Source organism: Bacillus sp. AFS023182, assembly GCF_002560575.1.
GTDB classification, from domain to species: Bacteria; Bacillota; Bacilli; order Bacillales; family Bacillaceae_G; genus Bacillus_A; species Bacillus_A arachidis.
The window spans coordinates 20,966-47,900 of the sequence record NZ_NTRO01000021.1 but is presented as its reverse complement, the minus strand read 5'-3'; the positions used below and the strand labels follow the sequence as shown (position 1 = coordinate 47,900).

The window sequence follows — 26,935 nt, the reverse complement described above, 5'->3', positions numbered from 1 at the left end:
ATTTTCAGGGTAAAAGGTGATAAATATGACGCAATGTATCATTTGCAGAAAAGAAACGAAAGAACTTAGTGAACAACATGTTGTCCCAGAGATTTTATGTGGATATTATTTTACAAATTTAATTTGTGATACTTGTTATGAGCATCTCACAACAAACGTAGACCGACCATTAATCAGGCATAAACTAATCCAATACAAAATCGAACAAATGAAGCAACAAATTGATTCTCCTCTTTATACGAATGAATATGGTCAAAAATTAGCGGCAGCGGAAACGGAAGAAGTTGAAACGAACGGCGAAGTATATTATTCTAATGCGTTAATTATGAAACTATGTAAAAAACATGATATTTCACTACATAATGAAATTTGGAAAGAAGAACGTGTAACGAAAGTAGCAAGCTCCATTCAACGTGAATTACTTTTAGATAACCGTAAATATAAAATGAGTATCTTAAAAATGGCTTATATATTCGCAGTACATACAATTGACGGTTATTTTAATGATCCTGATGCGATTGATATTTCTACTATTATATCTAATGTTGACTTTATCGAATTAAAAGAACGAAGCATTGTTCGTGATTTAAGTAAAAGCTCATTGTGGAATACCCTCAATACGACTAGCGATAACCATTACTTTATTTTATTAAGTGATAAAGATGGTCTATTCTGCTTTATTCGCCTATTTGATATTTTCGATGTTGTTGTCCATCTTTCTCGAAAAAAATATCAACTTCCATCTCCAATTGTTGGAGTGAATGATGTAGAAAAGCAAGAATTCTATATTGAGAATTTAAAACAATACATGGATCAATTATTTAAACAAAAGAGTACACAAACGACTCGCGTTTAATAATCTTTGGATAACAAAGTTATTTTTACAGATTGAATCATAGTTAAATAACAAGAATTCGCAACAAGAACATACGGTCTCCTTTCTTGTTGAAAAGACACTATGTTATAATGAGTATGAAAAGAACAATACAATCACATAAAACAATTATAAATTGTATATAAATAAAAAAGACTAGTGTGCGGCTACACACCAGTCCATGTAACTTAGCAGATTGGATTGTTCATTTATCCTATTTGTTTCTTACAAACGAAACAACCCACATTCTATTGGCGTAGGTGGGTTGTTATTTTTTGAGCTTATCGATTAAAACGACAACAAACGTTAACAGTGCAACGAGAAATAATCCGCCTTGCAACAATAACGAAATTTCACTCATTTATTATCACCTCCCTTCAAGCCTGGAGAAGTGATAATTGAACAACCAACCGTACCATAAGTTACCTCTTAATTTTATCATATTTTCTAATTTTTTACGATGAAAACCGGCAAGTCTCTCGCTTGCCGGTTTTACTGATTCCTATTCTTTTATTCCTCATCTTTCTCTAGTTTTTCAACAATTGCTTCATAAAATCTCCGATTATCATCCACATTCACATGTACACGATTCACCTTTTTCGTAAATCCATATAGTAACTGCGCTGTTAACGGCTCTTTTAATTTGATTTCAAAGGTAGCCGGTTCTTTTATAAATTCCATTACCGTTGCTTCGAATATTTCTTTTCCTTCTTCCTTAGTTAATACTTCACCTTTGTAAAAGGAAATTTCTTCTATTTGAAAAAATGGTACAACAATTTTCCTACCAAATCCAACTTGAATGATCATTTCTGTTTCTGTCATAATATATGGATTTTTACGGACTGCTTGTATCTCAGCTAAAAAATAAAGGATTCCATATATATTTAAAATGAGTAAAATCCAAGCTAACACTGGATTCCATTGATGAAGTAAATAATGAAACCCAATTGATTCAATTAATGTTGCGTGAATCAGCATAATATAAAATGGAATTGCTCCAGTCTTTTTATGATATGAAAAAACATGCTGACTTTCTGGCATCTTTGTACGCCAAGAAAATAAAGCATAGTAAAATAACTTACATTCTGTAACGATCACATTTACTACAGTATTTCTTGTGAATGTTTTATCTAATGTTTTATCTAATGCCTTATCAATTGCAAAAGAAAATGATGGATATTCATTCTTATATTGCTTATAACATCGTATAATCTTCGGTAATGCTCTAGCAGTCTTATATAGAATAAATAACTCTAAACCGATAAACACAATTTCTCCTGCAACTAAAATATAAGAAACAAATGAAAACGACTGTAAATAATCGCTTGGAATTATGAATCTTGCGGCAATATAGCCTGCTATTACAACTGGAAATATATAAGTTAACGAATAGCGTTTTCGTATGATAAAGAAATACGTAATAACTGGAATTACAATAAGAAAATCAAACAAGGACCCTAGCACCATTTCCTTCGGTACAGCGGGTACAATAGGAAGTGTATATGCTAGATAATTTGATATTACAATTAAAGCAATAAGACCAATCGAAACATTTCTTCTTTTATGTGAAATTGAATCACTCATGCACTCTCTCCTTTTTATTTAAAAATCTTATTAAGCTGGTCTTTATAGAACAAAATAGCTCTTTCATATTCTTTAATATTATATTTTGCAATGGAAAGAACTACTTTCATGGTTTCATTGTCCGGAAACTTTTTGAGCCCAGCTTCTAATGTAACAATCGCTTTATCGTATTCACCGATGCATCGATATGTACTTCCGAGTCCAATATATGCCCTACATAATGCTTCTCCTTTAAGTCCATTTACAATTGCTTTTTCGTAAAATGGAACAGCTTCTGTTTTAAGTCCCATTACATCATGTATATAAGCGCATTCATAGAGAACTTCTGGATGCTGGGTAAGGTTAGTTAACCCAATGAGTATATCCCTTACTTGTACATATTTCTTCATTCCGAAATTGAATCGTTTGCTCCAATAAGTGTTTCACCTACATCACTCCTTATCTGCTCCAGAATACATGCTATACCATCCTCTTCATTGCTATCTGTTATGCAATATGCTAATTCTTTTAGCTCCAAAATTGCATTTTCCATCGCAATTGGATAACCACATTCTTTGAACAAGCCGATATCATTCCAATCATCACCAAATGCCATTACTTGTTTTGCACTTATCTCGTGCTTTTGGCACCAATTCAACACAGCATTTTCTTTCGAAACATTACGCCCCATTATTTGGACGAGCTGATTTTGATCTGTACAAATTACGTTTACTTTATGCCGAAATTGTTCTTCTAATTTTTCATAGTGAGAAAACGAGTGTAACAGTATTTTAGATACAGAACGTTGTTTCATTTCTTCATTCGTCATAACAATCGGCTTCGTCGCTGTTATAAAATTTGTTTTTATATTTTGATTAATGTAACATGTATCTTGTACCTCAATTGCAATGAAAGAAGCAGGTTGCGTTTGCATAACAAAATTGATAATTTCCGCTGTGTGAACAGCATCAATTGGGTAATGGTAATTCATTTTTGTTATTTGATCCCGTAATAGAGCGCCATTGTAATACACCATCATTCCAATACTCTGTAATTCCTTTGGAAGAAACTGTTTTACAGAACGAGGAGCTCTTGCTGTCGCAAAAATAATATGTATTCCTTTTCTATGACAATCCAAAACTGCTTTTATATTTCTCTCTGATACCTTCTTTTCATTATTTAACAATGTACCATCTAAATCTAATACAATGACTTTGATATTTTGAAAAAGCATGAACACCTCTCCCTTTTTATAAACGGCCCAAACTCCCCTCTTCTACACGATTGCATAACTGTTCTAATTTGGTTACAATCTCTTTTGCTGTTTCATCTTTCCCTTCACAAATACAAACATTACCATCTTCTCCGATTACATGATGGATGGCTGCATTTGAATATAATGAATGCGGAGAATTTGCTACCATAAGATTTGCTTTCGCCTGCCTCATTCTTTCACTCGCACGTTGAATTAATTCTACTTCATTGACATCGCTTTCAAGTTTAAATCCAACTAAAACCGTTTCTGGATCCCATTGTTTAATTTGTTTTAATATTTTTGGTGCTTTTTGAAAATGAATAATTGGTGCTATATCACTTGAAATCTTCCCATTCTTATCAAGTATATTTCCATCTTGATCACAAATTTTATTAACGATCCAATCCGATCCAGCTGCCGCCATAATTACTGCATCAATTTTCTCGTGTGTAATGATACTTTTCATCTTATCTTGTAAATCAACAATACCTTCGAATGGATGTAATTCTAATTGATCATTGGTAGTATGCGGCTTTTCAGCGAAATAACCATGTAAATATATAACGTGTGCTCCCTTTGTCATCGCTTCTTCAGCAAGCATTCTTCCGATTGTACCTTTTGCTAAATTTGTATGACCACGTACTTGATCCCATTTCTCTAAACAGCCACCACTTGTAATTAAAATCTTTTTCCCCTTCATCATAACCATCCCTTACTTATTTTTCGAACGAAACCATTGTACACCAAAGTCAACAATTTCTTTTTGTTTCATTAATCTACACGTTGCATTTCCTACTTTATTAATTGTTACAGCATTTATACGTTCAAACTCTTTTCCAATCTCAACAAACAAGTCAGAATCATAATCCATTTCATCGAACTCTTTCCACACCCTTATGTTATTTTCTAAAACGGGTGCTCCAACTTTAATTAATTCACGTGCTCCTGTACGTATTTCAGATAGGTGAATCGATGTATTAGAATCATAGCCTACACCTATCAACAATACATATCCATCTAAATCATATATTTTCTTTAAAGGTGAGTGTTCTCCAAAACTAATGGAAAGTGAATGCTCAGCTATAATAGTCTCTGCATGTTTCCCCCATACTGCGAAGCTATTTAATGGATGATTACTCCGTTTTACATTCGGATATGTACGAAAACATTCTACAACTTTTCCCATCGCGAGTGTTGGGGTTATATCTGGATGGAATGCTGGAACGTTGTCTCGAATAATTTGCCACCAGCTTTCTGGGACAGGAGGTCTTGCCCAATTTTTTGGATCCGATAAATCAGACGTTTGTGTCGGCATAATGATCGTACCTTCTTCAGTAATTACATTCATTAACGCTTCTACAACCGCGACTGCCCCACCAGATACCCAACCAATTGAACTAAGAGAAGAATGAACAATCACTGTCATTCCTTTTTTAAGTCCTAATGCCTGTAAATCATTCGATATCGTTTCAATTGTATTTGGTAATTGCGTTTCCGCCACTATGTCGTTTATTTTCATGATTACTCCCCCGTTTGTTCTGTGTTAAGATTTTACAAACTACCAATTTTCACTTTGAATTCACTCTCAATATTTTATCATATTTTTCTCAATTTTTAATCTAAACAAACACGTTAAGTACTAAATTTATAAATATAAGATTAAAAATTCGAAATAGTAAATTTATGGTATAATTATATGAATCATATTCTTTTTAAAGGTGGATAATATGAAAAAATTCATATTCATTTTTGGAGTACTGTGTATGATCGGATTAAGTGGATGTACTCTATTTACAAGCGATTATGAAAGCTATTGGGTTCTAGAAAAATCTAGATATAATGAAGGTGAATTCGGACCAATTAATCTGTATGAAAAAGCACAAGAAGATCCAACACTTGTTCATCACTCAATTGAAAGAATTAGCGAAGAAAAAATGATGATATTTTTAGCATTTGGCGAAAAATATCAGAATGATAAAATTACAGTAAAAGAAGTGAAAGATGAAAAAGATAAATCAGTTATTGTATTACATGTGGAAAAAGATAAAGGTAGAGATAAAAACCCTGTTATGTATATTGGCGTAAATAAATTAAGAGACTCTGTAAACATTGTAAATGAAGATGGTAAAAAAATTTTTGAGATAAAACAGAATGAAGGAGTTACGTCACAACAATAAAAACACAATACTTCATAACTAAAAAACCAAAGAAAAAGACGTCCTTATCTTCATAAGAAATCCGTCTTTTTCATTCTATTACTTTATACAAACTATCACGATTTTACAATCTCGCTACCTTTTTCAGCATAACTCATATCGCCAACAGACTCAATTTTATACGTCCCATCTTGATAGAGAATTTTAGTTACACTTGCATTTTCTACCCCCATTTTTGTTTTACTACTATCAAGCATTTCTACTAATGAAGTGATCATCAGTCCATGAGATACGATTAAAACGTTACCTCCTCCATTTTTGGCGGTGTCTTCACTAATTTTATCAATTTCTTTTTTGATACGAGTTGAAAATACTTCCCAATTTCATTGTAGAGTCTGCTTCTACAATGAAATTGGTAATCTCTTTAATAGAGAACTTCATTAATTCAGTCGCTGATTTCACACCAGCAAGGTTTTTAATAGCCTCCCACATATTTTCAATCTTTTCACCTTCATAAATCCCAAAATTTAATTCACGTAAATCTTTCCTTTGTTCAAGTTTTAAATTTGATTGTCCACTATACTTTAATACTAAGTTAGCAGTTTCAATTGCACGCCCACTATCACTACTATAAGCATCAACAAAAAGAATATCTTGTAATCCATTCCCTAAACCTTTAGCTACTTCAATGCCTTTCTCCACTAATGGAGAATCAGCCCAGCCTTGTACACGTTCATTTGTGTTTAATATTGTTTTGCCGTGTCTAGTAATATATAACGTAACGATATTATCCATGTTTTTATCTGTTATATTTATATCTTTTTCCATATTATTCATTTCTTTCTCTCCCTTTAGCCTAATCTATTTGTTCTATCCTTACTATGCGAAAACACGTCTCAGTAAACAGGAACTCCCACCTTTATTATATGTTACATATAAAGTTAGTATATATCAATTCATATGATTAAAACAAAAAAGGATCAGCCCACTATAATTATGCATCCGTTCCTTTCTCTTTACTTAATCACTATAATCTGCAACTAGGAATTCAATTTCCCATCGTTGCCTTAGTACAGTCACTTCCACCATAATGCTTTCCCTTCTCACTTTACTTATCTTATAGAATATATGATTGTCTTCTAATCTATTTAGAAAATGAATGAATCCTTTTAATTCCATGTAAATTCCTACATAAAAAAAATATTAGCTCCTTATTTTCAAAGAGCTAATATTCATTCACGCCGTTATTTTTTCATCCTTTTTCACGACAACTGCAACATAGCTATGCAAAATCATTCCAACCACCACTAAACTCATTCCAATCCATGATAGCGATGATGGAAACGGAGCAGATAACCATATCAACTCCCCTAATAGCGCAAATAAAACCTCACCAGATTGCGTCGCTTCTACAGTAGCTAATTTCTGCGGATCATCCTTTACAAGGTCAGTTGCAAAGAAAAATAATACAGTAGCAATTAAACCAGAACTAATTGCTACGATGAAGCATTGGAAGACTTGGTCACTTGATGGCAAGCCATTTGTAGAAACCTCATAACCTGATAACAAAAACCAAAATGGTAAACTTGCGAGTGTCATTCCAAGAACTCGCTGAAAAACATCTATCTCACCTTTACATATTTGCATCATTTTCCGATTACCAAATGGATAAGCAAACGCTGCAACTATTACAGGAACTACACATAAAACAGTTTCACGAATCCCTAAAGAAGAAGCTTGCTCTACTTGCATGAGAAGAACACCTAATAATATGACAGCAGACATCATCAATTCTTTCATTGGAATTTTTTTATGTAGCGAATTCGTTGCGAAGAATGGTGTTAATAAAATTCCTGCTATAATCGTAATTTGCCATGTTGAGGCAACGAGCCACCCTGGTCCAAATGCACCTGCGAAACTAAGTGGTGCATAAAAAAGACCGAAGCCCACAATACTCCATAACAACCACTCTTTCGGATTATTTTTCATATATTGAAAGAGTTGCTTTAAGTTTCCTCTATACATGACTATCATGACAAGTAGCGGAACCATAAAGTAATATCGTAACGATGCACTCCAAATCCAGCTTCCCCCTTGTAAGTCCATCGCACGGTTCAAAATAAATGTAAAGGCAAAGAAAAACGATGCCAAAACTCCCGCTGCAATTGCTTTCATCCTAAAACCCCTTATACCGTTTTCCCTCTACTATATAACAAAATATAATCAATTTGAAATAAAATTCGGAAATTTCATGCTTGAATTAGTGCTTTTATATGTTTATTTCTTGTCGATACAATTTCCGTAATCGGCTTATGTGAGCTTGATGATAGCGGCTATGATCAGCTATATGCCATATCCCCCACCTAATCGTAGCTGTTTCAGCTTTTTCATAATAGACTTCGCGGGTTAAGTCGGTTTCTATTAGTTTTATACATTCATTATAAAACATATTATGAACATCTTGATAATCGTGCATGAGTTCTTGCAAAGAACCTTTTGTTATATTGGGCAATTCTCCTTTTTCATCAAGCATAGGACCATATTTTTCTTGTAATACTAATGGAGCCTGCACACCTTTCAAACGATACACCCAATGTAAATCTACAACTGCTAAATGCTGAAGAAGCTGTCCGATGCTATTTTCATCATTAGAAGGACCTTTGTAATACAATTCTTCTTTTCCTACACCTTCAACTAGATCTCTTAATCTTTTGAATGTGTCACTTACAGTAGCATATAATATTGCAACATGAGGGTTCATGTCCCTTTCTAAATATAAATCTTTCACTGTAATTCTCCCATCTAACTCTTTATCTTTTCATTGATCTCAGTTGCCTGTTCATGATGATTATAATGAATACGCCTCTTGTTTTTAAACACCTTCAACCCTTTTGAAACATTCTCTTAGAGAAATAAAACCATGTGCTCCTCATTACGATATACATCATTCATTTTCAACGCTCTTCTTTCTACACCATACGTTGTAAAACCCATTGATTGATACAATGTTTTTGCTGCTTTATTATCTGAAACAACTCCTAAATTAATTTGCTCAATTTTCAGCTCTCTTGCTTTTTCAATTACTGCTCCAATTAAACATTTTGCGAATCCTTTCCCTCTACTTTGAGCATCTACATACATAGCAACAAGATGTCCTTTATGCTTAAAGGCTGCCTTTTGCTCTGTCAGTAATGTTACTACACCTAGCAGTCGATTTTCGTTATTAAAAGCTCCAAATGTGTAACTAGTTTTTGAATTAAAATTTTGAGCAACTTCCTCTACAGGATTTTCTTTTTGCATCGCTTCTTCATACGTGGTCACAAATGCATCTGGATTTACTCGTAATGCCTGCAAACGTAAATCCCAATATTGCACTGCGTTAAGGTCAGATAAAATTCGAATCATTTTTATACATCCTTTCATAATTAAAAAGAAAAACCTGCTCTTTTAGCAGGTTTAACTCATATTTTTATTTTCTCTCTATATCGTCTTTAATAAATTACCGTGTTCTAAATAATATGTTTAATTAATTGATTCATACATCATTTCATAAAAATACGATTCATACTTCCAGCAGATGTAGAATTTAATTTCCATTGATTTTTACCATGTTTCTCCATCTCAACTTCAGCCTTTTCTTCAATGCTAGAAGTTGTTACCTCTTGTAACAATTTCTCATAAACAGCAAATACCTGATTAACAATTTGTTCATCTGTGGCATTTGGATTTGTTGAAGCAAAGTTCATCATTTCACTTTGCATTTTAGATTCTAATGCACTATTATCAATTGGTTTCCCTTTAATTTCAACCTTTGCTTTTCCATTTTTATTTGAAATTACTTTCGTTTCATACTTTACATTTTTTTGAATAGCTAACTTTATTTTTCCTAATAAACTTTTTAATAAATCGTCATTCACCTTTTGACCGATTTCTCTTTCCATCGTTTGCTTAAATGCTGCTTCAAAATCATTTAAAAATTGAGTACTATCTTCACCAGTTAAAGTTTTTAATTTCCCCGCATCTTTGTCATAAAATGCTGCATTTATGTAGGCATTTAACGCTTCTGCTGGCTTTTGTAAATCCTTCGCCTTTTCAGCTAATTTTTTGCCATCAATCTTATATCTTACTTTTTCATCTTTATCTTTTTTCGGATCTGAAATGAACTTTGTATACACTAGTTCATACTTTTCTCCAGCTTCTACATCAAAAAATATATTACCAGTAATTGACTTACCCTTATCCAACTCTCCAGGATTTAAGTTTCCTTCTGATCCAAAATAGGTTTTCATTTTCTTATCATCAAGATATAGAGCGAAATCATTTGGAAGAATATTTAATGATTTATCACCTTTATTTTTCATTGTCACTTCTACTTTTAATACTTGCTCATTTTCTAGTTTAGCGTATTGATCAGGTAAGACAAATTCAGCACTTTCTAATGTCATCTCGACATCTTTTAATTTGCTTGTGTCCCCTACTTCACTTACTTTTGTTTCCTCAGGTTTAGATTCTGTCTTCTTTGAGTTACAACCACTTAGAATACCTGCTGCTAAAATAGTTGCAAAGCAAATAGACATGACTTTCTTGTTAATCAATTATGCCACTCCCCTTTGTAAAATAAAAACAATTCATTAACTAATCTTAATTATATACAATAATACGACAATTTGTGTAGCTAAAATTTTAAATTTACATTATTTTTATATTCATCTCTTAATATACTAAATCGATATCTATCAATAAACATTCCATTTCGTACTCTATCTCTCCTCATAATTCCTTCACAAACAAATCCAGCATTTTCATAACTTTTTATTGCTTTTATGTTATCTACGTCTACACGTAGCCACACTTTCTCCAGACCAAATTCATAAAATCCAATTTGTAACATGCTGTATAACGCTGCGATACCATATCCGCACCCCCAATATTCTTTATTTCCAATTGCAATTCCTAATTCAGCATTTTTATTCGTTTTATCAAAGTTTTTTAGATCGACCCAACCGATATGCACACCATCCTCAGAAACGATAGCTCGTTGTTCATACCCATTTTCCCGGTTCATACACATTTCAATCCACCTTTTTGTCTCATCACGTGTAAATGGTGGGTATTGATCTGGTACCACTAAGTGCTTTGTTACTTTTGTATCCAATGACCATTGATATCGATCTTCTACGTCGTCTAATGTAAGTTCTCTTAACACAATAATTGGTACACTCATTTTTTCATCTCCCTTTTATTTCCCTATGGAAAAACCTTCAAACAACCTGCCACCATAGTTTTCTAAAGTTTTCTCGACAAAAATAATCAGTCTCTTTTTCTCTCCAGTTTTATAAAAATGATCAAAAGCTGCAACAAACTCTTCTGCAAATAATTCATCGTATTTTCTTAACACTCTAATAAACCATTTTGAATTTCCAACCCATTGCCCATTTACTCTAAGTACAAATTCATGAACCAACTCAGCCAAAAGATTAGCAATAAACAGTTCTTCTTCCCTCCTTGTCGCACCAATAAAATCATCTAATACATCCGTAATAAAGTAACGTTTCTGTCTAGTCAATTCTTCTGTCCACTTTTCAGGACCTTTATCTAATAATTGCCGTGCTTCCTGTTTTAAACTAGTTATAATTTCTTCCTTCCCCTTTAAAATAATCCCTTCCGAAACTAATTGTGGTAAACTAGGTCTCCCGCACTTGCAGTCACTTTTAAAATATTCTTTATATGTTTTAAAATTATGTACAAACACTTCAACAGGCCAACCATTGCTAAAAAAAGATTCACGATAACAATGAGATAGACTATCATCCCATATTACAATATCAAGGTCAGATGTTTTTGTCGCTTCTCCTCTTGCAACACTTCCTCCTAATAAAGCGGCATTACAATGTGGAAATTGCAATTCAATAAATTTGTGTGCAGCGTCAATTGCTTTCATGCCGTTCTCCTTCTTTCATTTACTTTTTTTATTTCGTTCTCTATCTCGGGCTTTTTTCATATACGCTTCTGCCTCAGATGTCTTACATGAAGTGACACCATGATCAACATCAGCTTTTCCAATTTCGCGTACAATTGTGATTGCTTTTTGCTCAAAGTCATCATTTCGAATTCCAATCGTAATAAGTGCACTATGTATCGCTTCCTTTTTCCATTTTTTTCGTATGTATATGCATCTGAACCTCTTTTAAAAATGGAAGAAAAAATTCATCTTCTAACACTTTATCCTTTATAGCAATATTAGCGAGTAATGACCAACCTGCTCTAGCAATCCATTCATCCTGATAGATTGTCCATTCCTTCAATTTGCCTATTGCAATCGAAGACAACGATACAGATGACATAAGTACATCCATTAAACAATAATTATCAACCTCTTGTTCATAATTTTCTTTACTTTATACATGTACTTACGATATATTCGACACTATTTCTTATTTTCCTAGTTTTTTCTTCAAATACGGTATGTGAAATTTATAATATTTAAAAACAGAATCCTGTTATATACCCCCTTGTTATCCTGACCACTCAAGCTTTTACCGGCCGTTTTTAATAAAAAAGATGTACGAAATAAACACCTTATCTCACTAAAGAATGGTTCATCAATTTTCAATATAGGTTTTATAATAGAATATAAATTCTTTAAATATGTAAATTTTTGTTTTTTACCACTTCTTTTTTTATTTTTAAAAACCTGCTAAACAAGAGTAATCCCGTCAGTAAAACAACAATATCTTGCATACTTTTCCACAAATTTTTTTGTACTTGTAAAAATCTTTTTTTGCATTTCTCTATCTAAAATTGCTAATATAGTAGAGTAGAACTATTATAGAGAGAAGGAAAATTATGCACAATAGAATTCGAATGACAACTTTAGTAAAGAGAGCATTGTTGATTTGCGTCGGGGTATTATTTTTGTACGAAGCAGTTTATGGATCAACTCATATTGCTTTAGCAAGTACGGAAGATGAAACGAAGTCTGTTCAACTTGTAAGTGAAATTCAAACTGCTCTTGCCCCCAAAGAAGCTCCAAAGCAATATAACGGGCAAGTCAGAAAAGTTGCTTACTTAACATTTGACGATGGGCCTGGAAAATATACTGCTGAGCTGTTAGACATGTTAAAAAAAGAAGATGCAAAAGCTACATTTTTCCTAATTGGAGCAAATGTTAAAGCATTCCCTGATCTTGTAAAACGCGAAGTTGCAGAAGGACATTATGTTGGTATGCATAGTATGACACATAACTACAAAAAGCTTTATACAGAAGGTCATTATGTAGATGAAATGAAAGAAGACCAAGGCTTAATCGCTGGGGTTATTGGAAAATCACCAATATTAACTCGCCCGTCTTACGGATCAATGCCAGGATTAAACGAAGCCCTTCGTAACAAGGTTGTAGAAAACGGCTTGAAAGTTTGGGACTGGACAATTGACTCTTTAGACTGGAAATATAATAAGATGCCAGTCGATGCTGCCTCAGCACAAATTGCGCAAAATGTTCTTGCTGGTGCAACAGACCCAACAGAAGTTGTACTTATGCATGATATTCACCCACAATCAGTAAAAGCAGTACCTGCCATCATTAAAGGTCTGAAGGAAAAAGGTTATGAACTGGAAAGCTATCATGAGGATGAACACTTCCCATTAAATTTCTGGCATGACAAACGTATTTAATTTAAAAAGACTTGATTTTCTCCTTAGAAAAATCAAGTCTTTTTTGTTTCTAAAGACTTTTTTCGTATACGCGAAGTTGATTATCATTCATGATTTCGATGTATGCTTGTAATGAGTACTTCTTGTTGAAAAGATGGGAGTATTACTGCCCATTAATACGGGGTAAAATTATTTCGTTTCTGTAGTATGCAATAATTATACACTTTTCATACATTCACTATACTCTATCCATACGGTATGTGAAATTACCTTGAGTCTCCTAAATAAAAAAGCCTCCTTACAAGGAATATTTATCCTTATAAGGAGGCCGGCATTGATTTATTTTTTTACGTTTAACCTTCTTGCTCTTGCTTTGTTGTTTTTACCTGCGTTTTATTTTTATCACGATGATTATAATTATATTTCGAACGATCTACAGGTGTAAATCCTTCTGGTGTGTAGAATCGGAGTAAATCACCATTTACAACTTCGTCAGAAAGCTTAAGTTTCTGTTGAACCATTTTTTCATTTTGTTTGATTTCATTCGTTGCTTCTACTGATTTTCCAGTGGTTGTATCATAATACTTTCCATTAAGCGCAGTAACGGTCGGACTTACATAGTTACCATTACGGAAAGGAACAACTTGTTGATGCTGTGTTGATAATAAATCTGTACCAAATTGGATATAATTCTTTGTATCTGTACCTAATAAGTGTAACAGTGTTGGGAGCACATCGATTTCTCCACCATATTGGTGTTGAACTCCGCCTTTCATTCCTGGAACATGAATGATTAAAGGTACACGTTGCAGTTGTGCATTTTCAAATGAATTAATTTCTTTACCCATAATTTGTGACATTGCTGCGTTATGATTATCTGAAATACCATAATGATCTCCATACATCACAATGATTGAATTGTCATATAAACCAGATTGCTTCAAGTAATCCATAAAGCCTTTTACAGATTCATCTAAATAATGTGCTGTTTGGAAATACGTATCTACAGATGTATCACCTGTTTTTGCTGGTTCAATTGTCGCTTCTTCCTTATTAATCGGATAAGGGAAGTGGTTTGACAATGTAATAAATTTCGCATAGAACGGTTGTTTTAATGTTTGTAACAATGGAATAGACTCATTAAAGAATGGCTTATCTTTTAGTCCATAGTTTACAACATCTTTTTCATTCATATCATAGTATGTTGCATCAAAGAATTTATTAAATCCAAATGATTTATAAATATCATCGCGATTCCAGAATGTTTTATAATTACCATGGAATACTGCAGATGTATAGCCCTGCTGCCCTAAAATAGCTGGTGCTGCTTGATACGTGTTATGAGCTTTGTTTGTAAATACAGATCCTTGTGGCAATCCAAATATTGAGTTTTCTAACATAAACTCCGCATCAGATGTTTTACCTTGTCCTGTTTGATGGAAGAAGTTATCAAAATACAATGTATTTGCATCATGCGTAAATGAATTTAAAAATGGTGTAACTTCTTGTCCGTTCAACTTGTAATTAATTAAAAAGTTTTGGAACGACTCTAAATGAATATAGATAACATTCATACCTTTCCCCTTACCAAAATACTCTGGATTAGGGCTTGCATAGTTCGATGCAATATAATTTCTTACACCTGTCATACTATCTCCATCTGCTAAAGCTCGTTCTGTTGATGCTTTCATGCTTTGAATCCCATCATAAATCGTATAATTATATGCACCTAAATATTTTACAATGTAGTTTCTGTCAAATGTTCTTGTCAGTAATTCCGGACGATCAGATTCTGCTAAACCTAAGTTGATGCTAAACAACAAAATCCCTGTAATAAATACAAGTGACAATTTATGTTTTGCAACACGAATTGGTTTTGGATTTGCAAATTTTGTTATGACTAACACAAGTAGAATAATTGTATCTAAGAAATATAATGGGTCATATAGGTGTAATAACGCTAAAATACTACCACCTAAATCTCCAAAATTATTTGTTTGTGTTAATGTCGGGAACGTAATAAAATCGCTGAAAAAGCGGTAATATACCACGTTTGAGTATAAAAGAATTGACAATAACAAATTAATAATAATTAACCAGATATAAGATCTTTTCCCTTTTGCAAATAATGCAAGTCCTAAAAATAGGACAGCTGAGCTTAACGGGTTGAAAAATAGCAAGAATTTTTGAATTGTGTTTGATATCCCTAGGTCAAATTCCGTAACATATGCTGCATATGTTTTTAACCAGAATAAAACAACTGCAAAAATGAAAAATCCAAAATGGTTACTTAACACACGTTTGCTCTTTAACAATAATTGTTTCATCTCTCCACCTCTTTTTAACCATCCAAGGCTTATTTTTTTATAAGTCTATCTCTGTTTTTAATTTACGTCCCCAAACAACCCTCTCTTTTCTTTAACCTTATGAAGAATATTAGTAATTATAAGTTTAAGGTTGTATTTATTCAACTATTTCTTACGAAACATGTTGACCTAGATATATATTTAATGAAATACATTTGTAACATTTTTTATGACTAAAATCTAAAGACCATCCGTTTAACAGGACTCACCTACTATAAACCTTTATACACTACTTCGCAAACATTCTTATTTCCAAAATTACCAATTGGATTTGTTGTTACTAAATTATTCATGTATTAAGAGGTCTCGACTACTTTTTATTCCCTATAATTATTCATAGTTATAAGGAAATAATATAATTTACATCCAATATTCCCCTTGTTGTTCTTTATAAAATGCTCATTAAAAAATAAAAACCCTCAATCTTATAATAAGATTGAGGGTTTCATACTGCAGATTATTTTTGGTTATACATTGCATTTATTTGCTTTTGAAGTTCTTCATTTTCTAAGAACTCATCGTATGTTGCTTCTTTATCGATTACACCGTTTGGCGTTACTTCGATAATACGGTTTGCAATTGTTTGTACGAACTGATGGTCATGAGATGTAAATAGTAATGTTCCTTTAAATGCGATTAAACCGTTGTTTAATGCTGTGATAGACTCAAGGTCTAAGTGGTTCGTTGGATCATCAAGTGTTAATACGTTCGCTCCACTTAACATCATTTTAGAAAGCATACAACGAACTTTTTCTCCACCTGACAATACAGAAACATTTTTCTTTACTTCTTCACCAGAGAATAACATACGACCTAAGAAACCACGTAAGAAACTTTCTGTTTCATCTTGTGGAGAGAACTGACGTAACCATTCAACTAAGTTATATTCACTGTTCTCGAAATACTTAGAGTTATCTCTTGGGAAGTAAGCTTGAGATGTTGTAACGCCCCACTTAAATGAACCGCTATCTGGCTCCATTTCACCCATAAGAATTTTAAATAATGTTGTCATTGCAATATCATTACGTCCGATAAATGCAACTTTATCACCTTTATTTAATGTGAAGTACACATTATCTAACACTTTTTCTCCATCAATCGTTTTTGAAAGACCTTCTACAGTTAATAAGTCATTTCCTACTTCACGCTCTGGTGTGAAGCCAACGAATGGATAACGGCGTGATGATGGTTTAATATCATCTAATGTAATTTTATCTAATAACTTTTTACGAGAAGTCGCTTGCTTCGCTTTAGACGCGTTTGAACTAAAGCGTGCGATGAAGTTTTGTAGCTCTTTTACTTTCTCTTCTTTTTTCTTATTTGCATCTTGTGTTAGTTTCAATGCTAACTGGCTTGATTCATACCAGAAGTCATAGTTACCAACATATAATTGAATTTTACCGAAATCAAGATCCGCCATGTGCGTACATACTTTATTTAAGAAGTGACGGTCATGGGATACAACGATAACTGTATTTTCAAAGTTCATTAAGAAGTTCTCTAACCACTGAATTGCTTTTAAGTCTAAATGGTTGGTAGGCTCATCAAGTAATAAAATGTCAGGTTGACCAAATAAAGCTTGGGCAAGTAATACTTTTACTTTCTCTGCCCCTGTTAACTCAGACATCTTTTTATCATGAAGGTCTTCTCCAATGCCTAGTCCTTTTAAAAGGATAGCCGCTTCAGATTCAGCTTCCCAACCGTTTAGCTCAGCAAACTCACCTTCAAGTTCTGCCGCGCGCATACCGTCTTCATCACTGAAATCTTCTTTCATGTAAATTGCATTTTTTTCTTGCATTACTTTATAAAGACGTGTGTGACCCATTATTACTGTTTCTAATACAGGAAACTCTTCATATTCGAAGTGGTTCTGTTTTAACACTGCTAAACGCTCACCAGGCGTAATATTTACATCGCCTGTTGATGGGTCAATTTCTCCAGATAAAATCTTTAGAAATGTTGATTTACCAGCACCGTTTGCTCCGATTAAACCGTAGCAGTTACCTGGTGTGAATTTTATGTTAACATCTTCAAATAATTTTCTGTCCGCAAAGCGCAATCCTACGTTACTAACTGTAATCATGTGGTTCCTCCAATTTTAATACTTTTATATATATATCTCACTAACTATAACATATTTAGCCATCTAAAGGTATATCTAATCATCTTTCTATTTCAGCAACCGCAATTTTCTATTCAAAACCAAAAATGAAATCACTTAAAAGAAATCATAAATAAACGGCTTATGTAATGGAATCAAATGTTCTAACTCTTTCACTTCTTCCTCAGTTCCTGAAACAGAGCCAATTTCGTATAACTCTAGCGGACGTTTATATCCGAATAACATTGCTGATAAATCATTTATATTTAAATGAATTCCTCCACTGTTCCATTTTTCTGTTTCTTCTTTACTAATAATTACTACTTCTTTACTTTGTAATTTAACCGTCACATTATTCCATGGGGCAAATGAATCTGAAATATGCAAAATCACTTCGTTTTGTTGATTACTCCAAACAAATGAATATTGATTTAAAAACTGCTCCACGTCTACAATTCGAACCATAAAATAAGGAGTAATTTCAGCCTTAATTCGAGGCTCTTGCAGAGTATAAAGTAATGGCTCTGTTTCACTTAGTATCATCTTAAGTTCTCTTATCATAGAATCATGTTGGCAAATAAAATTCCAAAGTCCCCTTCTAGCTTCATTATTTAGCGGTACAAATTCTTCTACTGTCATTTTTGAATCATTTATTTTGTACAGTATGTAACCAGTAGCTTCATTTTCTTCATTGTAATAGACTGCTGCCGCCTTGTCATGATAAACTGCTTGCCCCCACCAATCTGTACTTCTAACTAGCATACCAGCGAATCGCCTCGCAAATTGCTCATATACTGCTTCTATTTCTTTTGGATGTGAATCTTTATTAAAACGTCTCACATTCCCTTTCACATGCTTTTGCATCACTAAATCACTCTTCGTCATTGAACATACGAAACGATTGGCAAATAGTTCCCATCCAAACTTTCTGTAAAATGAAACTGCGAATGGATGTAACATTGATACACTAAATCCGTCTTGTTTCATTTTTTGCAGTACATGTTTCAATAGTTCTTTTACATATCCACTACGTCTATACTCTGGGTATGTTGCCACCCCTGCAATTCCACCCATTTTAAATACCTCATCACCAATATTTATTTCTAACGGAAGAAGATGCAGTTTTGCTGCGAGTTGATCTCCTTCTAATATCCCAAACAATTGATGGTGCTTTTTCATTAATGTTAGACGCTTTTCAATCTGATCTTCTGGTACTTTATATTGGAAAGCATATTCGGATAATGTAATTGCTTCTCTATATTGTTGCCCTGCTAATTCAACTACTTTCATGACTTTTCTCCTCCTATTCCCTTAATACATTCGTACTCATGCGGATAAAATCCTATGCAAAAATGAGAAAGGGCGATGAAATATACATCGCCCTTTCTAAAATCGTTATATATATTGGTGTAACAAAAAACATCTTCCACATAAAGTGAAACTTTAATCAGTGGGGTTTTCTTCATCCCCCACTGATTATTAGCCCTCACCAATTGGGCTTTTACGGGCAGTTTATCTCCCACCTAACTTCTTAAAGAAAAGCGGAAGCGGCTCGCACAGAATCGCAGGACGCCCAAACACCCGAACAGAGAGGCGCTTTTTGCCTCGTACAAGGGGGCGAAACGGCCGGAGATTCTAGCCGCTAGAGCTGGACAATACTTTCGCTGAATTTTGAGGTAGGAGTGTTACTGCTCGTTAATATGAGATAAAGATTTTCCATAAAACAAAAGGTTCTTTGTACTAATCACTTTCAGCACGTCCTTTGTATATCATATAAAGTGAAACTTTAGTCAGTGGGATTTTTCCTCATCCCTACGGATTATTAGCTCCACCGATTAGACTTTTACGGGCAGTTCATGCAAGATAAAATATGCAAAGCAAATAGTGCCCTTGTTCGATCTTACAAATCGTTCGTTTAGATAATTTGAATACCCAGATGCATACATTATCTAATTACTCCTCTATTCTTAACTAATAAATAAAGAAGGGAAGAATAAATAATTATGAGTTCTTATTATGACAAATTAAATAGATTGAATGGAAATCGAGATTCCCTTTCTCAAAGAACAAATGGCGACCTTAGAGGAGAGAGTTGTGAATCTACAAGGCCATCAGCATTTAGAGCAGTCAACATATCTTCACTTCAACAAATACCTGCTAATACTACTGTTAAAGTTTTATATCCTAACATTCAATTTGATTTGGCCAATGAATTCAATTCAGCTGCCTCCATGTTCATCCCTAACACAAGGGGTGTATACTCATTGATTGCCAGCCTTCTTTTTTCACCTAATAATTGTAATTCATCTTACAGAGGAAGAATAAACATTCAAGTAAATGGTCATGAAATAGCTGCTGATAATGATTTCTTTGGAGCAAATATCCAAATTAAAAATATTATATCCGTTTCTACCATTGCTCAATTAAAATGCGAGGATATTGTTGAGGTATTTTTTCTCTCTAACGTAGCTGGTACAATTAATATATTTAATAGCATTTCACGTTTTGAAGGAGCTAGATTTCCCTCTCCAGCAACCTAATCTAAAACGTCTATAACAAATGTTTCACTAATGTTATAGACGTTTATTTTATGACTTTTCCAATTCAGTTTGTAGTTTGTTTAGTTCTTTAAAGAATGTAGGATACGAAACTCCAACAGCTTCTGCATCTTCTAGTATTGTGTTACCATCTGCTATAGCACCCGCAATCCCAAGCATCATACCGATTCGGTGATCACTATGACTATTTACTTTATTCCCCTTTAACGAGGACTTACCGTAAATAATCATTCCATCAGCCGTCGCTTCAATATGTACTCCTAATTTAGTTAATTCAGCTACAACTGTATCTATTCGGTTTGTTTCTTTTACTTTCAATTCATGTGCATCCTTAATAACTGTATTCCCTTCTGCTTGTGTTGCCGCCAGCGCAATGATTGGAATTTCATCAATAAGTCTTGGGATAATATCTCCACCGATTTCAATCCCTTGAAGTGATGATGTTTCAATTGTAATATTCGCAGCTGGTTCTGACGCAGAATTATGAATAGGATGTATTTCTAAATTAGCACCCATTTTCGTAAGAACATCAATAATCCCTGTACGAGTTGGATTCATTCCAACATTTTTTAATACAAGTTTACTATTTGGAACAATCGCACCCGCAACTAAGAAAAATGCTGCTGAAGAGACATCACCTGGAACTTGGATATCCGTCCCGATTAAATGTTGCCCACCCGCAATTTTTACAGTTTTGTCCTCACGAATTACTGTAACACCAAACGCTTCAAGCATTTTTTCCGTATGGTCTCGTGAAATATGAGGTTCTGTAACAGTTGTTACACCTTCAGCCGTCAGCCCCGCGAGTAGAATGGCTGATTTCACTTGCGCGCTTGCTACAGGTGAAGTGTAGTCAATTGCTTTTAAATTTCCACCCCTTATTGTAAGTGGGGTAAATGTTCCTTCTTCTCTACCGCCAATTTTTGCTCCCATAAGCCTAAGCGGATTCGTTACGCGTTTCATTGGCCTTTTTCCAATTGATGAATCCCCTTGAATACAGGAGTGGAAAGGCGTATTTGCAAGTATTCCAGACATTAACCGTATCGTTGTACCTGAATTACCAACATCTAAAACATTTTTCGGTTCTTGTAATCCTTCTATTCCTTTTCCAATTACAACTACTTCATCACCATTTTGCGAAATTTCTACTCCCATTTCTCTAAAACAAGAAATTGTACTTAAACAATCTTCACCAGGTAAAAAACCCTTAATTGTTGTTTTCCCTTGTGCAATTGCTCCGAACATAACCGCACGGTGTGAGATAGATTTATCACCAGGAATTGTAATTGTCCCTCTTAATCCACTTTTGACAGTTTGTATCATTACTTCTTTCACAGTGTCACCCTCTCCCTATCATATTGTTTCATACGTTTGGTACTGTTCTTTCTGAAGTACTATCGTCGCTTTTAAGCGATCTTCTTCTCTTTGGAAACTAATACGAAGCACACCAAGTAATCCTTCTCGCGCTTCTATAATTTGCAGATTTGTAATACTAATTTCTTCATAAGCTAAAATACTCGTAATATGAGCTAATGCCCCTACTTTATCTAAAACATCAACATATAAGTCATGGAAAGCTGGAATCGCTCCGCTTTTTCGAACGGGTAAAGAATCACGGTACTGTTTCGCATTTTCAAAGTAGTTTTGTAATTCAACAGAATCACCTACAGAAACCGTCTTGTACAGCTCTTTCATCTCACTAATCCACTCTTCTAGTAATTGTAATAAATGACTTTGATTCTGTTTTACGATATCACTCCACATTTTCGGACTGCTCGAGGCAATACGTGTAATATCCTTAAACCCACCTGCCGCAAGTTGATGGATAAGTGGATTGTCCCCTCCATGTTTTTCAACTTGTTTCACCAACCCCGCCGCAATTAGATGTGGAAAATGACTCACAATTCCGGTTACATAATCATGCTCTTCTGTATTTAATACAAGAAAATGAGATCTTGTTCCTTTTAACCAATCTTTTAATTCTTCTACTCGATGATCTGACACATGACTCCTTGGTGTTAAAATATAAAATGCATTTTCAAACAAGTGAGCCTTTGCACTTTCAACACCCGTTTTATGCGAACCTGCCATCGGATGTCCCCCAATAAAAGCCACTCCTGCAGGTAATAGATCTTCAGCTTCATTCATAATCTTGCCCTTTGTACTACCTACATCTGTAACAATTACATCTTCACGTAAATCATATAATGCAAGCTGACGTAATAACTTTATTGTTTCTTCAACTGGAGAAGCAAAAATAATTAAATTTGCCTCTTCACAAGCAGCCTGTAAATCTCCTGCAACTTTATCAATTACATGAAATTCTTTCGCGCGCTCCATTTGTTCACTATGAATATCATAACCTGTAATCATCACTTCATGTTCCCTCTTTATTGCTAATGCAAGCGAACCACCTATTAAACCTGTCCCAATTAATACAACTTTTTTACACATTTGCCTCATCTCGAAACTTATTCTTTCTATTTATAAAGTGCTGTTTTAACACTGAAATCACTCCTTCATTCTGTTCACTCGTTCCAATCGTAATCCGGACACCATTTGAAAACGGACGAATAATAAAACCTGCGTGTGCACACCGTTCATAGATTTCCTCTGCATCGTCTACTGGTAAAAAGATAAAGTTTGTTTGAGATGGATAAAACGGAATCCCATTCTCGGTACAAAAACTCTCATATCGCTCTAATCCTTCTCGATTTACACGAGCGATCTCCTTTATAAATCCATCATCATTACAAGCGATTGTTGCCGCTCTTTGCGCAAATAAAGAAACATTAAATGGCAAACGAACAACATTTAATTTCTCAATCAATTCTGCCTGTCCAATTGCATACCCTATGCGAAATGATGCTAAACCATATGCTTTGGAAAATGTTCGTAATACAAGAAGGTTTTTATGTTTTTTCAATAATGGTATTGTTTCTGGAAAATCTTTCGCTGTTACATACTCATAGTACGCTTCATCAATTACAATTAGCGCATCATCATGTACACTATTTATAAATTTATTTAATTTTCGGTCATCAATATATGTGCCCGTTGGATTATTTGGATTACAAATCCAAATTATTTTTGTCTTTTCATCTACAGTTAAAACAATTTCCTCTAAGTCATAAATCCCTTTCTTTAATGGAACTTCTCTTACTTCACAACCTTCAATCACTGCATGATGACGATATTGCGGAAAAGTTTCTCCTGCTGTTACTACATTATCTCCCTTACAAAGTACCGCACGACTTATAATTTGAATAACTTCATCAAGTCCACTTCCGCATAAAATTTGTTCCTTTTGAACTTGCAGTTTTTCTGCGATTGTTTGACGAAGCTCTAATGCCCCTCCATCAGGATATAAAGCATGGTCATGCCATGTTTTTTGTAATTCTTCTTTAACACGTGGTGAACAACCAAATGGATTTTCATTTGATGCTAATTTTACAAATGAATGATCCCCATATACTTCTTTCATTTGCTCCGCTGATTTGCCTGGCTTATATGGCTGTAATGATGATAATTGCTCTTTCATCTTCATTTGTAATCCATCCTTTTTAAAATTCTTTTGCATATTTGTTATGCTGCGTTATATTTTGCTTGATTAATTCCATGCGATCTTTTCCGAATTGTTCAACTAATGCATCCGCAAGTTCCCATGCAACAACAGCCTCTGCAACAACACTTGCAGCTGGTACTGCACAGCTGTCAGATCGTTCAATACTTGCTTGGAATGCTTCTTTCGTATCAATATCTACACTCGCCAGTGGTTTATATAATGTAGGAATCGGCTTCATTACACCTCTTACTACAATTGGCATTCCTGTAGTCATACCACCTTCTAATCCACCTGCATGATTCGTTTTTCTCGTATATCCTCTTTCTTCGTCCCATAGAATTTCATCATGTACAGAACTTCCTGGCTGCCTTGCCGCCTCAAATCCAATCCCGATTTCAGCACCTTTAAAAGCATTAATACTCATAATTGCTCCTGCAAGCTTTGCATCTAATTTTCGATCGTAATGGACGTAACTTCCAACGCCAATTGGCATTCCTTCCGCAATGACTTCTACAATTCCGCCAATTGAATCACCGTTTGCTTTCGCAGTATCAATCGCATCCATCATTGTTTGTTCTACCTCTTTATCTAAACAACGAACAGACGAATTTTCTGTGATTGTTTGAATTTCTTCTATTGATAACTGCCCTACATGACTTGCTTTGACACCGCCAATTTCAAGAACATGCCCAGCGATCTGTACATCTAATTCTTTTAAAACTTGCTTTGCAACTGCACCAGCTGCTACTCTTACGGTTGTTTCCCTTGCAGAAGAGCGCTCTAGAACATTTCGTATATCACGGTGCCCATACTTAATTGCACCGTTTAAATCTGCATGTCCCGGACGTGGTTTTGTAATCGTGCGTTTCATTTCTTTACTTTCTTGCTCAGAAATCGGTTCAGCTCCCATTACTTTCGTCCAATGTTTGAAGTCATCATTTTTTACGATTAATGTAATTGGGGAACCAAGTGTCACTCCGTGGCGTACACCACTTACAATCTCTACTGTATCTGTTTCAATTTGCATGCGTCTCCCGCGACCATGGCCTTTTTGTCTTCTTAATAATTCCTTATTAATATGTTCTGCTTGTAACGATAACCCTGCAGGTACACCTTCTAAAATAACAGTTAACTGTGGACCATGTGATTCTCCAGCTGTAATGTATCTCATTTCTCTTACCCCTTTATTATTTTTTTGTACAAAAAAGTCCCTACTGAGCAATCAGTAGGGACGATTATTATCGCGGTACCACCCTAATTGTAGACTACCTTCGTCTACCTCTTATCATTTTTAACGATTTATAAAACCGTCTTTCCCTTCGTAAAGACCATGATCTTTACTACGAAAAAGATGCTCTAGGGCTGTAATTCATGCTTATCTTTGTACTGATTCTCAGCGTCCATCAGCTCTCTATAAACAGGGAGATAAGCACTACTGTTTCCCTTTCAACGCATATTCAATATGAAATTAAGATAATTTATTTTTGAATCCTTTTAACTCTTCCATGAATTTATGGAACTCTGGAATATCCATTTGTTGTGCAGAATCAGATAATGCAACTGCTGGATCCGGATGTACCTCAGCCATTACTGCGTCTGCTCCAATTGCCAGTGCCGCTTTTGCAGTAGGTAATAATAAATCTCTGCGTCCTGTAGAATGTGTTACATCTACGACAACTGGTAAATGTGTTTCTTTCTTTAAAATTGGCACTGCTGAAATATCTAACGTATTACGCGTCGCTCTTTCGTATGTGCGGATACCACGCTCACATAGAATAATTTGATCATTCCCTTGCGCGATAATGTATTCAGCTGCATGAATGAATTCGTCAATTGTTGCTGCTAAACCACGTTTTAATAACACTGGTTTATTTACTTTACCTACAGCTCTTAGTAAATCGAAGTTTTGCATGTTTCGTGCTCCAACTTGAATGACATCAACGTAATCAAGAGCCATCTCTACATCGTTTGGATTTAAAATTTCACTAATAATCGCTAAATCGAATTCATCAGCTACTTGACGTAAAATTTGTAAGCCTTCAATCCCTAATCCTTGGAAGTCGTATGGTGATGTTCTCGGTTTGAAAGCACCACCGCGCATTAATTTTAATCCTTGTTCTTTCATCGCTTGCCCTACTTGGCGAACTTGCTCTAAGCTTTCTACAGCACAAGGCCCCATAATGAACGTTTGCTTTCCATTTCCTAATAATTCACCTTTTACATCAACAATTGTATTTTCTTTTTTCTTTTTACGTGAAACAAGTAACGCTTTACGATTGTCATCCTCCTGCAATTCTAAGCTTGCTTTGAAAATTGTTTTGAAAATGTGTTGAACTGTTGAAGTTTCGAATGGACCTTCATTATGTTCCGCAATCATATCCAGTACTTCACGCTCACGAACTGGATCAAAACGTTTCGTACCTTGCACTTGTTTTTGTTTTCCAATCTTTTGAACGATTTCTCCACGTTTATTTAACAGTTGTAATAATTGTAAATTGATTTCATCCACCTGTTTACGTAATTGTTCTAACTCATGATTTGCCATTTTAAAATCCTCCTTTTAATGTTTAAAACTATTTGAAGAGAATAAAAATTCCCTATTTTCTGAATTAAAATTCTATAAAAACTTATTGTGAGATCGATTCCGCCTTTTTTGTGTACAAAAAATCCCTACTGATCTACTCAGTAGGGACGATATTTATCGCGGTACCACCCTAGTTGTAGACTACTTTCGTCTACCTCTCTTCACTGTTAACGATCGTTTGACCGTCTTTCCCTTCATAAAGACTATCATCTTTACTACGAAAAAGATGCTCCAGGACTGTAATTCGCACTTGTTTTTGT

General features: G+C 34.4%; 25 protein-coding genes, 2 pseudogenes and 2 other annotated features (1 of these 29 only partly in view). Of the genes and pseudogenes, 4 read left to right on the top strand and 23 right to left on the bottom strand.

The window, feature by feature from the left end; translation table 11 throughout:
• Nucleotides 1-25: 25 nt before the first annotated feature.
• On the top strand, nucleotides 26-856 hold the full coding sequence (locus tag CN288_RS10770; RefSeq protein WP_098302257.1) for an HNH endonuclease: 831 nt from the start codon (nucleotides 26-28) through the stop codon (nucleotides 854-856).
• Between the two features lie 286 nt (nucleotides 857-1,142).
• Here the strand turns inward: CN288_RS10770 and CN288_RS29530 are convergent, their stop codons facing one another.
• From CN288_RS29530 to CN288_RS10740, 6 genes are all read right to left on the bottom strand, one after another.
• On the bottom strand, nucleotides 1,143-1,235 hold the full coding sequence (locus CN288_RS29530; RefSeq protein WP_098302256.1) for a putative holin-like toxin: 93 nt from the start codon (nucleotides 1,233-1,235) through the stop codon (nucleotides 1,143-1,145).
• Nucleotides 1,236-1,384: 149 nt separating this feature from the next.
• Nucleotides 1,385-2,458 carry a hypothetical protein gene (locus tag CN288_RS10760; RefSeq protein ID WP_098302255.1) on the bottom strand — a complete coding sequence of 358 codons (1,074 nt, stop codon included), beginning with the start codon at nucleotides 2,456-2,458 and terminating at the stop codon, nucleotides 1,385-1,387.
• Nucleotides 2,459-2,472: 14 nt separating this feature from the next.
• The gene (locus CN288_RS10755; protein ID WP_098302254.1) at nucleotides 2,473-2,847 is read right to left on the bottom strand and encodes a tetratricopeptide repeat protein; all 375 of its coding nucleotides are present in this window, start codon (nucleotides 2,845-2,847) and stop codon (nucleotides 2,473-2,475) included.
• On the bottom strand, nucleotides 2,844-3,671 hold the full coding sequence (locus tag CN288_RS10750) for an HAD family hydrolase (protein WP_098302253.1): 828 nt from the start codon (nucleotides 3,669-3,671) through the stop codon (nucleotides 2,844-2,846). Before CN288_RS10750 ends, CN288_RS10755 begins: the two co-directional genes overlap by 4 nt.
• Before the next feature lie 16 nt (nucleotides 3,672-3,687).
• On the bottom strand, nucleotides 3,688-4,401 hold the full coding sequence (locus tag CN288_RS10745) for a phosphopantothenoylcysteine decarboxylase domain-containing protein (protein ID WP_026591089.1): 714 nt from the start codon (nucleotides 4,399-4,401) through the stop codon (nucleotides 3,688-3,690).
• 3 nt (nucleotides 4,402-4,404) lie between these two features.
• On the bottom strand, nucleotides 4,405-5,211 hold the full coding sequence (locus CN288_RS10740; protein WP_026591090.1) for an aminoglycoside N(3)-acetyltransferase: 807 nt from the start codon (nucleotides 5,209-5,211) through the stop codon (nucleotides 4,405-4,407).
• Between the two features lie 208 nt (nucleotides 5,212-5,419).
• Between CN288_RS10740 and CN288_RS10735 the strand changes: the two genes are divergently transcribed.
• Nucleotides 5,420-5,869 (top strand): hypothetical protein, encoded by a 450-nt coding sequence (locus CN288_RS10735; protein WP_098302252.1) that lies wholly within the window; start codon nucleotides 5,420-5,422, stop codon nucleotides 5,867-5,869.
• Between the two features lie 95 nt (nucleotides 5,870-5,964).
• Here CN288_RS10735 and CN288_RS10730 read toward each other — a convergent pair.
• From CN288_RS10730 to CN288_RS10695, 9 genes and pseudogenes are all read right to left on the bottom strand, one after another.
• Nucleotides 5,965-6,685: pseudogene (locus tag CN288_RS10730) on the bottom strand (histidine phosphatase family protein).
• A 183-nt stretch (nucleotides 6,686-6,868) separates the two neighbouring features.
• The gene (locus CN288_RS28725; protein WP_155924321.1) at nucleotides 6,869-7,027 is read right to left on the bottom strand and encodes a hypothetical protein; all 159 of its coding nucleotides are present in this window, start codon (nucleotides 7,025-7,027) and stop codon (nucleotides 6,869-6,871) included.
• A gap of 57 nt (nucleotides 7,028-7,084) precedes the next feature.
• Nucleotides 7,085-8,023 (bottom strand): DMT family transporter, encoded by a 939-nt coding sequence (locus CN288_RS10725; RefSeq protein WP_098302251.1) that lies wholly within the window; start codon nucleotides 8,021-8,023, stop codon nucleotides 7,085-7,087.
• A 94-nt stretch (nucleotides 8,024-8,117) separates the two neighbouring features.
• Nucleotides 8,118-8,636 (bottom strand): DinB family protein, encoded by a 519-nt coding sequence (locus CN288_RS10720; protein WP_026591094.1) that lies wholly within the window; start codon nucleotides 8,634-8,636, stop codon nucleotides 8,118-8,120.
• 116 nt (nucleotides 8,637-8,752) lie between these two features.
• Nucleotides 8,753-9,253, bottom strand: a complete 501-nt coding sequence (locus tag CN288_RS10715; protein WP_098302250.1) for a GNAT family N-acetyltransferase — start codon at nucleotides 9,251-9,253, stop codon at nucleotides 8,753-8,755.
• A 137-nt stretch (nucleotides 9,254-9,390) separates the two neighbouring features.
• Complete coding sequence (locus CN288_RS10710) at nucleotides 9,391-10,443, bottom strand: DUF5105 domain-containing protein (protein ID WP_026591096.1); 1,053 nt, start codon at nucleotides 10,441-10,443, stop codon at nucleotides 9,391-9,393.
• An 80-nt stretch (nucleotides 10,444-10,523) separates the two neighbouring features.
• Nucleotides 10,524-11,072, bottom strand: coding sequence for a GNAT family N-acetyltransferase (locus CN288_RS10705; protein ID WP_026591097.1), 549 nt, complete (start codon nucleotides 11,070-11,072; stop codon nucleotides 10,524-10,526).
• A gap of 15 nt (nucleotides 11,073-11,087) precedes the next feature.
• The gene (locus CN288_RS10700) at nucleotides 11,088-11,789 is read right to left on the bottom strand and encodes a nucleotidyltransferase domain-containing protein (protein ID WP_098302249.1); all 702 of its coding nucleotides are present in this window, start codon (nucleotides 11,787-11,789) and stop codon (nucleotides 11,088-11,090) included.
• 15 nt (nucleotides 11,790-11,804) lie between these two features.
• Nucleotides 11,805-12,228: pseudogene (locus CN288_RS10695) on the bottom strand (DNA alkylation repair protein); the annotation flags it as partial.
• 466 nt (nucleotides 12,229-12,694) lie between these two features.
• Between CN288_RS10695 and CN288_RS10690 the strand changes: the two are divergent.
• Complete coding sequence (locus CN288_RS10690; RefSeq protein WP_026591100.1) at nucleotides 12,695-13,522, top strand: peptidoglycan-N-acetylglucosamine deacetylase; 828 nt, start codon at nucleotides 12,695-12,697, stop codon at nucleotides 13,520-13,522.
• A gap of 332 nt (nucleotides 13,523-13,854) precedes the next feature.
• Here the strand turns inward: CN288_RS10690 and CN288_RS10685 are convergent, their stop codons facing one another.
• From CN288_RS10685 to CN288_RS10675, 3 genes are all read right to left on the bottom strand, one after another.
• A complete protein-coding gene (locus CN288_RS10685) occupies nucleotides 13,855-15,828 on the bottom strand; it encodes an LTA synthase family protein (protein ID WP_026591101.1) in 1,974 nt (657 codons plus the stop codon).
• Nucleotides 15,829-16,324: 496 nt separating this feature from the next.
• A complete protein-coding gene (locus CN288_RS10680) occupies nucleotides 16,325-17,950 on the bottom strand; it encodes an ABC-F family ATP-binding cassette domain-containing protein (protein ID WP_026591102.1) in 1,626 nt (541 codons plus the stop codon).
• Nucleotides 17,951-18,085: 135 nt separating this feature from the next.
• Nucleotides 18,086-19,258, bottom strand: a complete 1,173-nt coding sequence (locus CN288_RS10675) for a GNAT family N-acetyltransferase (RefSeq protein WP_026591103.1) — start codon at nucleotides 19,256-19,258, stop codon at nucleotides 18,086-18,088.
• A 713-nt stretch (nucleotides 19,259-19,971) separates the two neighbouring features.
• Here CN288_RS10675 and CN288_RS10665 point away from each other — a divergent pair.
• Nucleotides 19,972-20,508: a hypothetical protein gene (locus CN288_RS10665; protein ID WP_026591104.1), complete on the top strand. Its 537-nt coding sequence runs from the start codon at nucleotides 19,972-19,974 to the stop codon at nucleotides 20,506-20,508.
• A 48-nt stretch (nucleotides 20,509-20,556) separates the two neighbouring features.
• Here the strand turns inward: CN288_RS10665 and aroA are convergent, their stop codons facing one another.
• The 5 genes from aroA to CN288_RS10640 form a co-directional block, all read right to left on the bottom strand.
• Nucleotides 20,557-21,861, bottom strand: coding sequence for a 3-phosphoshikimate 1-carboxyvinyltransferase (aroA, locus tag CN288_RS10660; RefSeq protein ID WP_098302248.1), 1,305 nt, complete (start codon nucleotides 21,859-21,861; stop codon nucleotides 20,557-20,559).
• Nucleotides 21,862-21,879: 18 nt separating this feature from the next.
• On the bottom strand, nucleotides 21,880-22,980 hold the full coding sequence (gene tyrA, locus CN288_RS10655) for a prephenate dehydrogenase (RefSeq protein ID WP_026591106.1): 1,101 nt from the start codon (nucleotides 22,978-22,980) through the stop codon (nucleotides 21,880-21,882).
• Nucleotides 22,973-24,073, bottom strand: a complete 1,101-nt coding sequence (gene hisC / locus CN288_RS10650; protein WP_026591107.1) for a histidinol-phosphate transaminase — start codon at nucleotides 24,071-24,073, stop codon at nucleotides 22,973-22,975. Before hisC ends, tyrA begins: the two co-directional genes overlap by 8 nt.
• Nucleotides 24,074-24,089: 16 nt before the next feature.
• Entirely contained in the window at nucleotides 24,090-25,262 is a 1,173-nt protein-coding gene (aroC, locus tag CN288_RS10645) for a chorismate synthase (RefSeq protein ID WP_026591108.1), read from the bottom strand.
• A gap of 53 nt (nucleotides 25,263-25,315) precedes the next feature.
• Nucleotides 25,316-25,550, bottom strand: a binding site (T-box leader).
• Between the two features lie 9 nt (nucleotides 25,551-25,559).
• Nucleotides 25,560-26,636: a bifunctional 3-deoxy-7-phosphoheptulonate synthase/chorismate mutase gene (locus CN288_RS10640; RefSeq protein WP_026591109.1), complete on the bottom strand. Its 1,077-nt coding sequence runs from the start codon at nucleotides 26,634-26,636 to the stop codon at nucleotides 25,560-25,562.
• A 139-nt stretch (nucleotides 26,637-26,775) separates the two neighbouring features.
• Nucleotides 26,776-26,935 (bottom strand) — a binding site (T-box leader) (it continues 74 nt past the right edge of the window).

Coding starts and splice junctions, on each gene's coding strand:
- CN288_RS10680 (WP_026591102.1), bottom strand. CDS start 17,950: ATGATTACAGTTAGTAACGTAGGATTGCGCTTTGCGGACAGAAAATTA.
- CN288_RS10705 (WP_026591097.1), bottom strand. CDS start 11,072: ATGAGTGTACCAATTATTGTGTTAAGAGAACTTACATTAGACGACGTA.
- CN288_RS10760 (WP_098302255.1), bottom strand. CDS start 2,458: ATGAGTGATTCAATTTCACATAAAAGAAGAAATGTTTCGATTGGTCTT.
- CN288_RS29530 (WP_098302256.1), bottom strand. CDS start 1,235: ATGAGTGAAATTTCGTTATTGTTGCAAGGCGGATTATTTCTCGTTGCA.
- CN288_RS10715 (WP_098302250.1), bottom strand. CDS start 9,253: ATGATTCGAATTTTATCTGACCTTAACGCAGTGCAATATTGGGATTTA.
- CN288_RS10770 (WP_098302257.1), top strand. CDS start 26: ATGACGCAATGTATCATTTGCAGAAAAGAAACGAAAGAACTTAGTGAA.
- CN288_RS10725 (WP_098302251.1), bottom strand. CDS start 8,023: ATGAAAGCAATTGCAGCGGGAGTTTTGGCATCGTTTTTCTTTGCCTTT.
- aroC (WP_026591108.1), bottom strand. CDS start 25,262: ATGAGATACATTACAGCTGGAGAATCACATGGTCCACAGTTAACTGTT.
- CN288_RS10745 (WP_026591089.1), bottom strand. CDS start 4,401: ATGGTTATGATGAAGGGGAAAAAGATTTTAATTACAAGTGGTGGCTGT.
- CN288_RS10750 (WP_098302253.1), bottom strand. CDS start 3,671: ATGCTTTTTCAAAATATCAAAGTCATTGTATTAGATTTAGATGGTACA.
- CN288_RS10665 (WP_026591104.1), top strand. CDS start 19,972: ATGAGTTCTTATTATGACAAATTAAATAGATTGAATGGAAATCGAGAT.
- CN288_RS10640 (WP_026591109.1), bottom strand. CDS start 26,636: ATGGCAAATCATGAGTTAGAACAATTACGTAAACAGGTGGATGAAATC.
- CN288_RS10735 (WP_098302252.1), top strand. CDS start 5,420: ATGAAAAAATTCATATTCATTTTTGGAGTACTGTGTATGATCGGATTA.
- CN288_RS10690 (WP_026591100.1), top strand. CDS start 12,695: ATGCACAATAGAATTCGAATGACAACTTTAGTAAAGAGAGCATTGTTG.
- tyrA (WP_026591106.1), bottom strand. CDS start 22,980: ATGTGTAAAAAAGTTGTATTAATTGGGACAGGTTTAATAGGTGGTTCG.
- CN288_RS10755 (WP_098302254.1), bottom strand. CDS start 2,847: ATGAAGAAATATGTACAAGTAAGGGATATACTCATTGGGTTAACTAAC.
- CN288_RS28725 (WP_155924321.1), bottom strand. CDS start 7,027: ATGGAATTAAAAGGATTCATTCATTTTCTAAATAGATTAGAAGACAAT.
- CN288_RS10675 (WP_026591103.1), bottom strand. CDS start 19,258: ATGAAAGTAGTTGAATTAGCAGGGCAACAATATAGAGAAGCAATTACA.
- hisC (WP_026591107.1), bottom strand. CDS start 24,073: ATGAAGATGAAAGAGCAATTATCATCATTACAGCCATATAAGCCAGGC.
- CN288_RS10740 (WP_026591090.1), bottom strand. CDS start 5,211: ATGAAAATAAACGACATAGTGGCGGAAACGCAATTACCAAATACAATT.
- CN288_RS10685 (WP_026591101.1), bottom strand. CDS start 15,828: ATGAAACAATTATTGTTAAAGAGCAAACGTGTGTTAAGTAACCATTTT.
- CN288_RS10700 (WP_098302249.1), bottom strand. CDS start 11,789: ATGAAAGCAATTGACGCTGCACACAAATTTATTGAATTGCAATTTCCA.